At 68.0% G+C, this 14,325-nt stretch carries 13 protein-coding genes; 6 read left to right on the top strand and 7 right to left on the bottom strand.

Going from position 1 to position 14,325, the window contains the following annotated elements:
- Nucleotides 1-306 precede the first annotated feature (306 nt).
- Both ACWC21_RS39485 and ACWC21_RS39480 read right to left on the bottom strand, forming a co-directional pair.
- Nucleotides 307-912: a sugar O-acetyltransferase gene (locus ACWC21_RS39485; protein ID WP_450889388.1), complete on the bottom strand. Its 606-nt coding sequence runs from the start codon at nucleotides 910-912 to the stop codon at nucleotides 307-309.
- A gap of 340 nt (nucleotides 913-1,252) precedes the next feature.
- Nucleotides 1,253-2,047 (bottom strand): helix-turn-helix domain-containing protein, encoded by a 795-nt coding sequence (locus tag ACWC21_RS39480; RefSeq protein ID WP_450889386.1) that lies wholly within the window; start codon nucleotides 2,045-2,047, stop codon nucleotides 1,253-1,255.
- A 254-nt stretch (nucleotides 2,048-2,301) separates the two neighbouring features.
- On the opposite strand from ACWC21_RS39480, the gene ACWC21_RS39475 reads away from it, so the two are divergent.
- The 3 genes from ACWC21_RS39475 (at nucleotide 2,302) to ACWC21_RS39465 (ending at nucleotide 4,568) form a co-directional block, all read left to right on the top strand.
- On the top strand, nucleotides 2,302-2,967 hold the full coding sequence (locus ACWC21_RS39475) for a DUF4097 family beta strand repeat-containing protein (protein ID WP_450889385.1): 666 nt from the start codon (nucleotides 2,302-2,304) through the stop codon (nucleotides 2,965-2,967).
- 122 nt (nucleotides 2,968-3,089) lie between these two features.
- Nucleotides 3,090-3,284 carry a hypothetical protein gene (locus ACWC21_RS39470; protein ID WP_450889384.1) on the top strand — a complete coding sequence of 65 codons (195 nt, stop codon included), beginning with the start codon at nucleotides 3,090-3,092 and terminating at the stop codon, nucleotides 3,282-3,284.
- Between the two features lie 519 nt (nucleotides 3,285-3,803).
- A complete protein-coding gene (locus tag ACWC21_RS39465) occupies nucleotides 3,804-4,568 on the top strand; it encodes a helix-turn-helix domain-containing protein (RefSeq protein ID WP_450889383.1) in 765 nt (254 codons plus the stop codon).
- Nucleotides 4,569-4,711: 143 nt separating this feature from the next.
- On the opposite strand, the gene ACWC21_RS39460 is transcribed toward ACWC21_RS39465, so the two are convergent.
- From ACWC21_RS39460 to ACWC21_RS39440, 5 genes are read right to left on the bottom strand one after another with little or no spacing between them, the layout of a single operon-like run.
- Complete coding sequence (locus tag ACWC21_RS39460) at nucleotides 4,712-4,963, bottom strand: acyl carrier protein (RefSeq protein WP_450889382.1); 252 nt, start codon at nucleotides 4,961-4,963, stop codon at nucleotides 4,712-4,714.
- Nucleotides 4,964-5,008: 45 nt separating this feature from the next.
- Nucleotides 5,009-5,926, bottom strand: a complete 918-nt coding sequence (locus tag ACWC21_RS39455) for an acyl-ACP desaturase (RefSeq protein ID WP_450889380.1) — start codon at nucleotides 5,924-5,926, stop codon at nucleotides 5,009-5,011.
- Nucleotides 5,927-5,942: 16 nt separating this feature from the next.
- A complete protein-coding gene (locus tag ACWC21_RS39450; RefSeq protein WP_450889378.1) occupies nucleotides 5,943-7,148 on the bottom strand; it encodes a beta-ketoacyl-[acyl-carrier-protein] synthase family protein in 1,206 nt (401 codons plus the stop codon).
- A gap of 28 nt (nucleotides 7,149-7,176) precedes the next feature.
- The gene (locus ACWC21_RS39445) at nucleotides 7,177-7,905 is read right to left on the bottom strand and encodes an SDR family NAD(P)-dependent oxidoreductase (RefSeq protein WP_450889376.1); all 729 of its coding nucleotides are present in this window, start codon (nucleotides 7,903-7,905) and stop codon (nucleotides 7,177-7,179) included.
- Nucleotides 7,902-9,482 (bottom strand): GMC oxidoreductase, encoded by a 1,581-nt coding sequence (locus tag ACWC21_RS39440; RefSeq protein WP_450889375.1) that lies wholly within the window; start codon nucleotides 9,480-9,482, stop codon nucleotides 7,902-7,904. The genes ACWC21_RS39445 and ACWC21_RS39440 overlap by 4 nt, the downstream gene beginning before the upstream one ends.
- A 1,261-nt stretch (nucleotides 9,483-10,743) precedes the next feature.
- Here ACWC21_RS39440 and ACWC21_RS39435 point away from each other — a divergent pair.
- The 3 genes from ACWC21_RS39435 (at nucleotide 10,744) to ACWC21_RS39425 (ending at nucleotide 14,316) form a co-directional block, all read left to right on the top strand.
- Nucleotides 10,744-11,175 carry a VOC family protein gene (locus ACWC21_RS39435; protein WP_450889374.1) on the top strand — a complete coding sequence of 144 codons (432 nt, stop codon included), beginning with the start codon at nucleotides 10,744-10,746 and terminating at the stop codon, nucleotides 11,173-11,175.
- On the top strand, nucleotides 11,172-13,271 hold the full coding sequence (locus ACWC21_RS39430; RefSeq protein ID WP_450889373.1) for a PfkB family carbohydrate kinase: 2,100 nt from the start codon (nucleotides 11,172-11,174) through the stop codon (nucleotides 13,269-13,271). Before ACWC21_RS39435 ends, ACWC21_RS39430 begins: the two co-directional genes overlap by 4 nt.
- A 79-nt stretch (nucleotides 13,272-13,350) precedes the next feature.
- Nucleotides 13,351-14,316 (top strand): NAD-dependent epimerase/dehydratase family protein, encoded by a 966-nt coding sequence (locus ACWC21_RS39425; RefSeq protein WP_450889371.1) that lies wholly within the window; start codon nucleotides 13,351-13,353, stop codon nucleotides 14,314-14,316.
- Nucleotides 14,317-14,325: the final 9 nt, after the last annotated feature.

The following is a 14,325-nucleotide window of genomic DNA, read 5'->3' as shown; positions in this document are numbered from 1 at the left end:
CTCGGCTGGGAGCCCAAGCACCCCGGCCTTCTGGAGGACCTGGAGAACATCCAGCCCTGACCGGCGACCGGGCCGTCCGTGCGGCCCCCCTGCCGAAGCGATCCCGCGTTCCCGCCCCTGAGCGATAGACCTGACTTTTGGAGGGCCAGGTGACGGCGGCGCGGGTGGCCGAGCACGCCGAGACGGCTGCCCCGCGGGAAAGGAGCCGACCTGGGCTGAGGTCGAAGAGCCCGGGCGGCCTCCGGATGCTACGTCTGCTTCGAGGACGAGGTGGGCCGCAACCGGCGGGGACGCCCCAAGCCGAAGTCAGTCGTCCCCGGCGGCACGTGTGGCGAGGTCCTCTTCCGTGATGGCTCGGACGACCCGGCAAGGGGTTCCGACCGCGACGGTCATCGGGGGGATGCTGCGGCTGACGACGCTTCCGGCGCCGATGACTGATCCGTAGCCGATGCGAACGCCGGGCAGGACCACCGCGTTGCTGCCGATCCACACCTTGTCCTCGATCACGATCGGTTCCGAGAACCGCCCGAAGTCGGCGCGTCGCGAAGGATGCACCGGGTGTCCTGTCGTGGTCAGTGTCACGCTGGGAGCGATCATGACGCCGTTGCCCATCCGGATGTCCACGTCGTCGACGAACGTGAGGTTCACGTTCCCGAAGAAATCATCGCCGATATGGACGTTGCTGCCGAACCCGGCGTGGAACGGCGGTAGCAGCACCGTGCGTTCACCGACCGATCCGAAGATCTCGACGAGCAGTGATCGGCGCTTCTCCGTTTCGCCCGGCGGTGTGTGGTTGTACTCGAAGATCTGCTCGGTGCGGCGCCGGGGGGCCTGGAAGGCCGCTTCCGACTCGGTGTAGACGAGCCCCTTGGCGATCCGGGAGAGGACTTCTTCCTCGTGAGCATGTGGCACGGTGAAACGCTTCCTCTGTCCGATCCCTCGGGCGCAGGCCCGGCGCGCCGTTCGTCGACCACGCGCGTTCAGAGCCTACGTACACCGTGAAGGCGCCGTGATCCCTTTTCGGACAGCCGGGTGGCCCTGGGTGCCGTCGTGCCCGACCTGGTCGCCTTTGGTCAGTGACCGCCCAGAGATGTGCCGCTGGCCCAGGACGAACAGGCATCCCCCTTGTTTCTCGAAGCCGGAGTGAGGTGACAGCCATGACCGGACGCGAACGCCGGCTGCTCACCAAGACCACGCCCGAGTGGCTCGCGCTGCCCGTCTCGACGGGCTGACGTATCGCTGATCCGCGCAATCACTCGGTCCGGGTCTTCGGTGCAGGTCTGTGGGATGCGTCTGTTGTCGGGATCGAGGGCGCGGTCGTTGTTGATCCGCGTGTTTCTGTTCTGGTGTAGAGGACCTCGCGGGCCTGTTCGGCGGTGCGGATGAGGTTTTCGCTGACGAAGTCGAGGAATCGAGCGGCGTTTTCGAGGCGGGTGGCGGCGGGCGTGCCGTGGCCGAGGATGTCGGCGCCCTGCCGTGCGGTTTCGATGAACTGGTCGTTGGCGCGGGCGCTGCGGACCATCGACTGGTACCAGAGGTCGTCATCGACGACGTAGCGCTCGCGGCGGCGTTCGTCGCGTTCGCGGCGGACGAGCTCGAGGCTTTCGAGGAACGTGATCGCTTTGGAGACAGAGGCGGGGCTGACCTGGAGGCGCTGGGCGAGTTCCGAAGCGGTGAGGCTGCCGGTGTCGGTGACGTAGAGGCAGCCCAGGACCCGGGCCATCATCTTGGGCAGGCCAGAGGTCATGAGGACGGTGGTGAGGGACTCCTGGTACTGGCGCACGGCTTCGGCGTCGCGTCCGTGGGGCTGGGTGGGTGCCTGTGCCTTCCGGGGGACGGTCTGCCTGCGCCGCTGGGTGCGTTGCTGGGTGGCGCGGTGGGCGAGGTCGGCGCGGTAGGCGGTGGGGCCGCCGTTGCGCATCACCTCGCGTGTGATCGTGGAGGTGGGGCGGTCCAGGCGCCGGGCGATCTCGGCGTAGGCGAGGTTGTCGGCCAGCCCTGCCGCGATCTGCTGACGTTCGGCCTGTGTGAGTCTGCCTCCCGGCATCGTGCCCCCTTTTCATCACCACGGGAGCCCCGCGGTGCTGCTCGGTGTTGCCTGACGCATCCACCATAGCGTTCGCCTTCAAATCATTGCAACGAAGTCAGGTACCGTCGTTGCGTTAAACGAGAAGGCGTTGCAACGATAACTGACATGTGAGCTGCAGGATTGCGTCTCTGATGCAAGAGGTCAGTTGCCATGATTCTGAAAGCAACGTAGCTTTTCTGTTGTAGGAAACAGAGCGAGTACAGGAGAGCACGATGCAGAAGTTCGACACCCCCGCCCCGATCTCCGCGATCCTTGACGTCCCCGCCGGCCGCATCCAGTTCATCGCCGCCGACCGCACCGACACCGCGGTCGAGGTGCGGCCCGCGAACCCCTCCAAGAGGCGCGACGTCCAGACCGCCGAGCGGACCACAGTCGCCTACGCCGACGGCGTCCTGCGGATCCACGCCGCCGAACCCGAGAACCAGCTCTTCGGCCCCTCCGGCTCCGTCGAGATCACCGTCAAGCTGCCCGCCGGTTCCCGCGTCGAAGCCAGGACCGACGCCTGCGAGCTGCGCGGTGTCGGCCGACTCGGTGACGTCGTCTTCGACGGCGCGTATCGGCGGACCAAGGTCGACGAGGCCACGAGCGTCCGTCTCACCGCGGTCGACGGCGACGTGGAGGTCGGCCGGCTCGGCGGCCCCGCGGAGATCAGCACCGCGCGGGGCGACATCCGTATCGCCGAGGCCGTGCGCGGCACGGTCGTGCTGCGCACCCAGTCCGGCGACATCACGGTCGGTTCCACCGCCGGTGTCTCGGCCGCCCTGGACGCCGACACCGCCTACGGCCGCATCAACAACGCCCTCAAGAACGACGGCACCACCGAACTCGAGATCCGCGCCACCACCTCCCACGGCGACATCACCGCCCGCAGCCTCTGAAGAAGCGGCCACCAGGAAACCCCCGGCCGGGTCCGCCGCCCGTCCGAGGGGCCTGCGATCCACACACAGGCCCTGCGTGAGCCCTAAGAGACGCCGTACGCCACCAGGGACAGTGCATGGCGATGAGCAGCACCCCGACGACCTGTGAAGTGACCCTGGTCCAGCAGCCACGCTATGTCGACGTCGCGGACGAACGCTGGGACGAGAACGCCAACCTCATCGCCAACGCCCGCCAGGGCATCCCCCGGCTCATCGCCGAGGACCGGCGTCCGCGCCGCATCCTCGAAGCCGACGAACGGCAGCCCGACGGCGGCTGAAGTGCGCGACCTGCGGCACTTCTCTTCGCCGACAGCCCACCGGGGCCGGACCGTCGGTACCTCTCCCGCACGACGTTTGCCCGCAGGGTCCCGGAGTTTGCCCCATTGACGCACGCCAATACTGCGTCGCGTTCCCTAGCCTTTGGACGTAAGGACGAAGCCGAGCAGTCCGGGCCTGGTACGAGAGCGAGGTCTTCCCCAGATGCGGATGACGCTGACTGAAGGTCAGGATGCCTTTCGTCAGGAGAACATCCGTCCTGTCCCACGGCCTGTCCGGGCACACACCGGACAGGCCGTCGCCACCCCCACGCCCTGGCGGCTCCTGCGTTCCGCTGCTCGACGGCCGGAATCACCAATTTTGTCCAAGCCGTCGTCACCCTCCATCTGACCAGCTCAGACTGAGGATGGAGAAGGATCAGTACCTCCCAGAAAGGCGACAGGGAAATGGCCGAATCTCGTGGCGTCCCGCTTTGGAATTCACTGACGGTCGAGAGGCGATTTATACCTGACCAGGGGCGTATGACCTATCAGCCACCCCAAGACCGGTTCACGATCGTGGCTCTTCTGCGGGGCTTGTGCCAGGTCGAATACCCGGACGGTTCTGGCTGGCATCAGACCACACTCGTCTTCGGAGACACCTCTCGCCTCGTCGGCAAGAGCGCGGTGCGGCTCCGGCGTCCGCCATCAGGGAAGCAGCGCGTCGAGGTGGCCTTCATCGCACTGCCCACGCAGCACTTTCGGTACTACGCGGACGAACATCCGGAAGTCGCCGTTCGTGACCTGTCGGCTCTGGAGACTCCGCGGGTTTTCGACCCGGTGGCCGCGGCAATGGCCCCTGCGTTGCTGCGCGCCCGGGATGAGGGGGCGAGCGAGCACTACGCGTTCAGAGCGGCGCACTACCTGACCGCCCATCTGCTCCATCCGCAGCACGACCTGCAACCGGACACTCCGGGTCTGAATCCGGAGCGACTGATGGCGGTGACCGACTACATGCGCGAGCACCTGGCGACGCATATCACGCTCGAAGACATGGCCAAGGAAGCGCTGCTCAGTCGCTACCACTTCTTACGTCAGTTCGCCGCCGCCACGGGGAAAACCCCCGTACAGTACCTGACGGAGTTACGTGTCGAGACCGCTTGCCGTCTCCTCACCACGAGCAACGAACTCATATCCCGGATCGGCAGTCGCTGCGGCTTCCCCAACCCGGAGAATTTCGCCCGCGTCTTCAGAAAACACCTGGGCTGCTCACCGCTCCAGTACCGGCAGCGAACCCAGCCGGCATGACCCTCACGCGCCACTTCTCCCGTGATCACAGCCGGTGACGGAGAAGCGCTCCGGGACGGTGGATCAGCCGTCGGACCCGGAGCGCTTCAGTGGTCGGCAGGGGAGGACGGGGCCCCCGGCTCAGGGCCCCTGTACCGCCGGTCTCAGGCGTTGACCGTGGCCTTCTCGACCCGGTCGACCACGTCCTGAACCGTGCGCAGTTCTTTGAGCTCCTCGTCGGGAAGGTCGACCTGGAAGGTCTCTCCCACCGCCACCGCTATCTCGATGAGGGCGAGCGAATCGATCTCCAGGTCGTCCACCAGCCGCTTCTCCGGAGTCACCTGGTCTGCCGGCACACCGCTGATGTCCTCGACGATCTCCGCGACCGACTCGGTGATCGTCTTCTTCTGGCTCATGTACGCCTCCGCTGCTGGTTGGTTGTGCCCTTCATGGAAGAGCCCTCATCGAAGAGCTTTCTTGCCGTCCGCTCTGGCGGCAGCGGCGGCGAAGCGCTCCTGCTGCCTCTCCGCCTGGTGGTTCAGCGCGTCCAGGTACACCGCGAGACGCTCGCGCTCCTGGTCCGCGGGACCGTCAAGCCCCTGCAGCTCGAACAGCTGCCAGTGCTTGAGCAGCGGACGCACCACTTCGTCATGGTGAATGCGCAGGTTGTAGATACCGGCCCGGGCGATCACCATGGACTTACGTCTGAAGTTCGGGATCATGGTCCCCGGCATCGCGAATTCGGTGACTTCCTTACAGATGGCCCGGACTGTGGCGGAGGGGTCGATCTCCATCCCCGCCTTCACCAGCGACCGGTAGAAGACCATGTGCAGGTTCTCGTCGGCAGCGACCCGGGCGAGCAGGAGGTCGGCGACGGGATCGTTCACCAGCCGGCCGGTATTGCGATGCGCGATCCGCGTCGCCAGCTCCTGCAACGAGACGTACGCCAGGGATTCGAGCGGGCTCTGGTGGGCGCTCTGATAACCGGCCTGCACCACGGCCATGCGTTCGGCTTCCAACTGGTCGGGGTCGAGCGCCCGGGTGACCAGCAGGTAGTCCCGTATGCACATGGCGTGGCGTGCCTCTTCGGCGGTCCAGCGGCCGATCCAGGTGCCCCAGGCGCTGTCGAGTCCGAAGCGATGCGCGATCTCGCGGTGGTAGCTCGGCAGGTTGTCCTCGGTGAGAAGGTTGACCTCGAGGGCCGTCTGCGCCTGCGGGGTGAGCCTCGACTGGTCCGGGTGCCACGGCACCTTCCCGAAGTCTCGGCCCTCGTCCCACGGCACGTACTCGTGGGGCATCCAGTCCTTGGCCATGGCCAGATGGCGGTCGAGGCTCCGGGCGACCACCGGTTCCAGCTCGGCCAGCAAGTCGATCGTCATGCCGGTCTCCTGGGGTTCATGACTTCGCGAAGGACAGCACCACGTTGTGCCCGCCGAAGCCGAATGAGGTCGACAGCGCCGCTGCTGGAGCCGCCTGCCGGGACTGGCCACTGACGAGGTCGAGATCGATGTCCGGGGCCGCCTCACCGAGGTTGCGGATCGCAGGGATCACCGCGTGCTCCAGGCTGAGCACGGTGAAGACGGCCTCGACCGCTCCTGCCGCGCCGAGCAGGTGCCCCGTGGCGGACTTGGTCGCCGTGACCAGGGGGTGGGTGCCCACGGCCCGGCGGAGTGCGTCGGCTTCGGCGATGTCTCCGGTGTGCGTGCCCGTCGCGTGCGCGTTGACGTGGGTGATGTCCTCGGGCGCGAGGTCCGCGTCCCGCAAGGCCTCTTCGATCGCCCGGATCTGCCCCTCGGCGTGGGGTGCCGTCATGTCGTACGCGTCCGACGTGACGCCGGCACCGGCGAGCAGGGCTCGGGGCCGTACGCCCCGGGCTGCCGCGAATTCGGCCCGCTCCAGCACGAGGACGCCGGCGCCCTCGGCCATGACGAAGCCGTCGCGGTCCTTGTCGAAGGGTCTGGACGCCAGCTCGGGGGTGTCGTTGCGGGTGGACAGTGCTCCCATGCGGGCGAACCCGCCGATGGAGAGAGGGTGCAGGCAGGCGTCCGTGCCCCCCGCCACGACCACGTCGGCGCGTCCTGCCCGGATCAGCATCGCTCCCACGGCCAGTGCCTCGGCCCCGGAAGCGCAGGCACTGGTCGGCGCGTGTGTCCCGGCTCGCGCGCCGAGCTCCAGGCTCACGACCGCCGCCGCGCCGTTGGGCATCAGACGCTGGATGCTGAAGGGCGACAGCAACCGCGGCCCGAGCTCTTCGAGCCGATCGTTCTGATCGAGCATCGTCAGAGCCCCGCCGACGCCCGTACCGACCACCACGGCCAGCCGGAGCGGATCGACGTCTGGGGAGCCCGCGTCCGCCCACGCCTCGCGGGCGGCGATGAGTGCCGCTGCCTGACTGCGATCCAGCCGCCGTCTCTGGACGCGGTCCACGACATCGACCGGGTCCTTTCTCAGGACGCCTGCGATACGGACGGGCAGCCGGTCGGCCCAGGGAGTATCCAGTTTCGAGATACCGGACTCGCCGGCCAGGAGAGCGGACCAGGTCGACGGCACGTCGCCACCGAGCGGAGTCGTGGCACCCATCCCGGTGACCACGACGTCCATCCTCTGCCTGGTAGCGGCGCTGGATCGGTCAGTTCGCATAGTAGGCAGGTTTCGCGAGGGCGTCCGCGGCCATGTAGCCGCCGTCCACAGTGATTTCCGTGCCGGTGACGAAGCGAGCGCCGTCGGTGAGCAGGAACGCCACTACCGAGGCGATGTCGCTGGGGAAGCCATTGCGCCCCAGGGGAGTCAGTCCGGCTGAGTCCGCGGGTGCGTCGGCGTCGATGTAGCAGGGCGACACCGCGTTGACGCGGATTCCCGCCGGCCCGAGCACGTTGGCGAGGCTCTTCGTCAGGTTGGTGAGCGCGGCCTTGCTCGCCGAGTAGGCGAGTGAATCGAATGAGCCCGTCGTGCCCGCCGTACTGGAGATGTTGACGATCGAACTGTCGGGTGGCATGGCGGGGGCGAGTGCGATGGTGGTGGCCAGAGGGCCCCGGAGGTTGACGTCCAGCACCCCGTCCCAGGAGTCCAGAGTGGACTTCCAGGAAGTGAACTGGATCACTGCGGCATTGTTCACGATCCCGTGGAACGGGCCGCTGGCGGCCAACCGGCTGAGCGTGGCCGCTGATGTCTCCCGGTCCAGGTGATCGAGGTGGACCATCTCCTCGACGCCGAGGGCGAGGAGTTCCTCCGCGTCGGCCGCGCCGGTGTTGTACGTGCCGACGACGGTTGCTCCGTGCTTGGCCAGCTCAAGCGCAATGCCCCGGCCGATGTCCTTCGAGGCTCCGGTGACCAGTACGCGCTTGTCCGTGAGCATCATGCGTCCACCTCCGATGTCACCGGGTGTGCCTGCCGGCCATGAGCGACGGCCAGGACGTGGGCCAGTCGCCGAGCGAGAGCCAGGGTGGTGAGCGAGGGGTTGGCGGCCCCCATACGGGGAAATGTCGCCGGCCCGCAGGCGTAGAGGTTCGGCACGGCGGCGAACGCGTGGCGGTCGTCGAGTACGCCCCCCAGCGGTAGCGTGCAACCCTCGTGGTCCTCGGTACCCAACAGACTTGACCAGGTGAAGGGCCCGTCGGACGCCTCCGCACCGATCGACTCCGGCAGCACGAACGCGTTGGTGCGAACCGGACGGTCGAAGTCGTCGAAGGCCAGGGGCGTGGCGGTGAGACCGAACTCGGTGGCCAGCTGGTTCCAGACCTCGTCCAGCACCCGGCGCTGGCGTTCGACGACGTCCCGGTCGGCCGGCGCCAGAACCGCCGTGACGGTTGTGCGCCACGGATACCCGCCGGTCGGCTCGCACGTGACGTGGCTACCGGTCCCGGGCACCTGCTCACCGGTGAGCCGCACGTCGAACAGGAGGACGCCGGGGTCGGGCCGTTCGACCGTGATGAACAGGTTGGACCGGACGTCGTCCTCACACGCGGTCACGTACGAACCGGGTACGACGTCCGGCAGGCCAGGAGATGTCCTGTCGTCGCCCGCGTCGCGCACGCGCAGGAAGAAGCCCTGAACGATGTGGTCGGTGAGCCCGTCCAGCCGGGGCGGGCGACTTGCGTCGATCGCGTGGAGCGCCTGGATGGCAAGTCTGCTGCTCTCGACGGTCCCGGCGGCGAGGACCACCGAGTCAGCGGCGATCCTGCGGGTTTGGGCGTTCGGGCCGGTTCCCCGGACGTGGACGCCGCAGGCCCGCCTGTCCCTGATGTCGACCGAGAGGACCTCAGTTCCGCACAGGAACCGGATGCCGCGCGGGCCGTCGAGCGCGACGCCCGTCACCGGGTGCCGCCAATGGTCCAGGGGGGAGTAGGCGTACCAGCGGCCCTCGTCACCGAACCGGGTTTCGGCCTGCGGGGTGCGGACGAGACGGAATCTTCCTACCTTCAGCGCCGGTTGCTGTGAGTCGAGCCGGTTCGGATCTACGCCGAGGTCTGCCGCGACCTGCTCGTACAGTGCTCCGCCGCCCTGCCACGAGCCGCGCAGGTCCGTCACGATGGACTCCGGCCAGTCGGCCAGCGCCCAGTCCTCGACCGGCAGGGACGCGCCGTACCAGTACAGCGAACGTCCACCGAGGCGCTTGCGCAGACCGGCGGTCACGGCGTAATGCGGGGCGGACTCCGATGTCCAGCAACGCTGGAAGTGCGGGTCGTCGGCGGGATCGAGGAAGGTGCGCAGCGCTTCCTCGGGGTTGTGCGCGGAGTTCACGTGCAACAGGTCGTGCGCGGGTCCGGCTTCGATGACCAGGACGTCGTCGACACCGAGGGCGTCCAGCTGCCGGGCCACTTCGAGGCCGGCCAGCCCACCTCCGGCGATCACCACCCGGCAGTGCGGGGCATCGGCGTCCGGATCCGCGGACCACTCCCACTCGGCGAGATCCGGGGGGAGATGAGCTGTCGACATGGTGGTTCTCCATTGAGTTCGTCGGGTCCGTGCATGCGGCCTGCGGATCGCGGTCGCGGTGGGAACGGGACGCGGAAGACCGGCCGGTCGCCGCCGAACACGTCCTGGGACTGGACGCTCTCTGCCCCGTCGAGCACCGTGTGGATGAGTGAGGCACGCGAGCCGCATGCGGCCGGCATATCCGTGATGCTTCTTCAGGAGTGAGGCGGTTCTCCACCCGGGGGAGTGGAAGAATGCCGAGCTGCTATCGGAGACCTGTCCTGGATCCTGCGCACGACTGAAGAGGGCTGGAGAGCGGCCTTGGCGCAGGACGAGGGGATTTTCCACGTCAGCCGCCGGACGACAGTATGTGCGTCAAAATATTGATCCGGCGTTGCGTTGTTTGGAATCCTCTGGTGCGGTGCCGTGTTTGTCAACTCCGGCCGGTGCGCTTTCTCTTGCGGTTCCGGTTTCGCCTCCCCTTGTTCCTGTCGGCCGACGCCGCCATGCAGGTACCGGCCGGCGGGGCACTCATTCTGAATTCTTGGTTAAATATGCTGGTCAGGGCAGCCGCACGGAAGTCCGCTCCCAACTCTAAGGACTCACGCGGAGAGCGGTTGACGGAACTTGCGCAGTCCATGGCCGATGTTGCGTGTGATCGCGTGGATCGATGCACGACATGTTGGCCCTTCCCCCGGATCACCGACTCGACGCGCCGCCTCAACTGCGCACACGCCCGTGGTGTCGGACGATCCGTACACCCACACGCAACATCGGCCATGGACTGCGCAAGTCCGGTCAACCGCTCTCCGCTGGACTCCCTAGAGTTGTCCCTCGACAAGGAACGACAAACTCGCCTGTCATAGCGGGCTACTCGGTCCTCGCGGCACGAGGAGAATATGAGACAACCGGCCGGGGTTGACAGGAATGGCGTCGCACCGGAGGATTCCAACAACGCAAGGTCTGATCAAGGATTTCGCGCAAACGCCGTCGTCCGGTTGCTGATGCTGAAGAGATATCCGCTTCTTCCACCGGGCACGAGCACGGCCGATTCCGGAAGGTCAGCCCGGCCTCCCTCCCCCCGGGGATATCGTCGCGGCAACCGATGCATCCGCAGGGCGTTCGGCACTTCACGGACTGCCGTCTGCCTAATCCAGCCAGCCCGTAACCGGAGGGTGTCTTGGACTCTGAGGAACTGGACGCAGTGAAATCGGACTCCGTGAATTCGGATGTGACCGTGTCAGGTGGAGGACCTCCGTCACTCCGGAAGAACGACGGCGGGTTGGGCGGTGAATCGCTGGGCCGTGGGGACGCGGCCGCCTCGGTCACGGCCTTCGACCACGTCAGGCTGGACGTAACGGACATCGACGTCGCCGAGCGGTTCTACGCCGACGCGCTCGGGCTGTCCAGCGTCGTGCGGTACGAGCTCGCCGATCGCATCATCCTGCAGATGGCGCCGGACGGCAGACCAGCAGGGGTGGAACTGTGGCAGGAGCGAAACCTCGTGCCGGCCCCGCACCCCACCCACCATGTGGCGTTCCGAGTGGCGGACGTTCCGGCACTGGTGGAACACATTCGCGCGCTCGGCTACCGAGTGGTCACCGAACCACACCGAATCGAGCAGGAGACGGTGGCGTTCGTGGCCGACCCCGATCACCACACCATCGAACTCAACGACTTCCTGGGGCGCCCGACAGTAGGAGCACCGGCATGACGGCCGACACTTCGACCGCTACGGACTACCTGAAACAGCTCACCACGGCCCTGCCAGAGCTCAACCTGACCCGGGTCACGGACTGGGGGGCACGGCTGGCTCAGCTGGGCAGCGACGGCCGGCGGCTGCTGGTGGCGGGCAACGGCGGGTCCGCGGCACAGGCCCAACACCTGACGGCTGAGCTCGTGGGACGGTTCCAGAGGGAACGCCCGCCGATATCCGCGTTGTCGCTGCACGCTGAGACGTCTTCGGTCACCGCGATCAGCAACGACTACGGTTACCAGCAGGTCTTCGCCCGCCAGGTCCGGGCGCACGCGCGTCCAGGCGACATCGTGCTGCTCATGTCCGGCTCCGGCCGCAGCGCGAACCTGTTGCGCGCCGCGGAGGCCGCGCGTGAGGCCGGCGCCGTGACCTGGGCCCTGACGGGGCCGGCGCCCAACCCGTTGGCGGCGCTGGTGGACGAAGCGGTGACCGTGGTCGCGGAGGCGTTGTCCACGGTGCAGGAATGCCATCTCGTGGTCATCCACCTGATGTGTGCCGCCATGGACGCGGCCGTCGCCGCCAGGGACGACACCGCCACGGACGCCGTCGATTCCGCCCCGTCCGGGCCGCCGCCCTCGTCGGCGTCGTCATCCGGGCCGGTGGCGGAACGCCGGCCGGCTGCGGCACGCGGAGACCGCACGCACCTGGTGGTGGTCGGCGACGCGTTCCTCGACCGCGACCACCTCGGCCGTGTGGAGCGGGTCGCGTCCGACGAACCGGCCCTGGTCGTGAGCGGTGGCACCACGCACGTGCGCCCCGGTGGCGCCGCGCTGGCCGCTGTACTGAGCGCGAGAGAGGGCTACCAGGTCACCCTTGTCACCGCGCTCGGGCAGGACACGGGCGGAGACCAGCTCCGCACGCTGCTGGACGAAGCGCGAGTCGAAGTGGTCGATCTCGGGCTGGACGGCTCGACAGCGGTGAAAACGCGGATCCGCGCCGCCGGGCGCACCATGATGATGCTGGACGAGCACGACGTCTGCCCACCGGTCGGGCGGGAGGGCGAGACGGCACTTGCCGCGGCACGGCGCGTGCTGATGGCGGCCGGAGGCGTCCTGGTGTCCGACTACGGGCGAGGCGTCGCCGCGCACACCGGCCTGCGTGCCGTACTGGCTGAGACCGCCCGGCGATCCCCGTTGGTCTGGGACCCGCATCCGCGCGGTGCGGTGCCGGTCCCCCATACCGCGGTCGTGACGCCGAACAGCCGGGAAGCCCGGGTGATCGCCTCTCTCGCGGGCGGCGACACCCTGTCCGATGACGTCGAAGCGGCACGTGCGGTCGGGCGCCGGTGGGGGCCGGTCCAGGTGGCGCTCACCCGGCACGAGCACGGCGCTGTCCTCCTCGCCGACGCGGAGCTGCCGCCGCTGGTCGTGCCCACGAAGGTTGCCGCGGGAGGGAAGACCGATCCCTGCGGTGCCGGTGACTTCTTCGCCGGTCACCTCGCCGCCATGCTGGCCTGCGGCCAGTTACCCAGCGAGGCGGTGGCATCGGCGGTGGAGGCGGCCTCGGCGTACGTCGCGGCGGGGGGTCCCAGGACCCTGGACCACCCGCCCGTCGACGGATCACCGATGACGGGGCTCGCGAGTGCCGGGTCCGCGGCGACCGGGCAGGGGGCGGTCGAGCTCGCCGCCGCGGTCCGTGCCAGGGGCGGCACCGTGGTCGCCGCCGGCGGATGCTTCGACCTGTTGCACGCCGGGCATGTCCAACTTCTCGAACAGGCGCGCCAACTGGGTCACTGCCTGATCGTCTGTCTGAACAGCGACGACTCTCTGTCCCGGCTGAAGGGCCCCTCGCGCCCGATCGTACCGGCGGCACAACGCGCTCTCGTGCTCGAAGCACTCGCTTCCGTGGACGCCGTTCTGGTGTTTGACGAGGACACCCCCGAAGCGGCCATACGCGCGCTCCGACCCGCGATCTGGGTCAAGGGCGGCGACTACTCGGGCATGGAAATTCCCGAGGACAAGCTGGTCAGCTCGCTCGGGGGACGGACCGTGGTCGTACCCTTCATCGCCGGCTGGTCGACGTCCTCCCTGATCGAGTCGGCACGGGCGCGGTGATGACGAGACTCCGTCCCATGCACTTCCGCACGTCTCCTCCACGGCCCCTCACGCGGCCCGGACCACAAGGGCGGCAGTCATGAGCCGAAAGAGCGTGCTCGTCACCGGGGCGGCCGGTTTCATCGGTAGGCACGTGGCGCGGGCCTGTCTGGAGGCCGGGTACCGGGTGACCACGGTGGACCTCGCCACGCCGCCGCCCGACCTGTGCCGGGACACCACCGTCCACACCGGTTCGTTCGACGACCCGGCGATCCTGCGCACGGTGGATGCCGGCCAGTTCACGGCGGTCGTGCACCTCGGTGCGATCAGCAGCACGGTCGAGGAGAACTGGCAGGCGCTGGAGCAGACGAACATCACCGGACCGGCGGCGCTGGCGGAGAGCTGTGGGCGCAGTGGCACGCGTTTCGTCTACGCGTCCTCCTCAAGCGTCTACGGTGAGATCGCCGGCCGGTGGCCGGTGCCGGAAACCGCGCTGGGGTCTTCCGCGTGCTCCGGCCCGCTGAACGCCTACGCCCGGTCCAAGGCCTTGTTCGACACACACATGACCACTCGGTTCGACGGCGACGACGGACCGGGGTGGGCGGGACTGCGGTTCACCAACGTCTTCGGCACCGGGGAGCGGCACAAGAAGTCGATGGCGTCCATCATCGGCCAGCTGCTTCTCGCAACCGCACGGCAGGAAGCGCTCACGCTCTTCTCCGACACCCTGGAGGCGTGCCGTGACTACGTTCCCGTCGCCGCGATCGCGCAGACCTGCGTACTCATGGCTGATCCCGCGGCGCCCTCCGGTATCTACAACCTCGGATCGGGGCACGCGGTCAGCTTCGCCGAACTACTCCGCTGGTGCTGCGACTTCGCGGAGACACCGCTGAACGTGCGACTGGTCCCGAACCCCCACATCGGGCGGTACCAGTACTGGACCTGCGCTGACATGTCAGCTCTGGACACATCGCTCCCGGCGCGGCCCCGTCTCGGCCCGGACGACCTGCGCAGCGCGGCCCACGAGTTGTACCTGCATTTCAAACACACCGACAACCGCAGCTGAAGACACGTC

It is taken from the genome of Streptomyces sp. NPDC001348, assembly GCF_053597535.1.
This window is presented reverse-complemented; position numbering and strand designations above follow the sequence as displayed.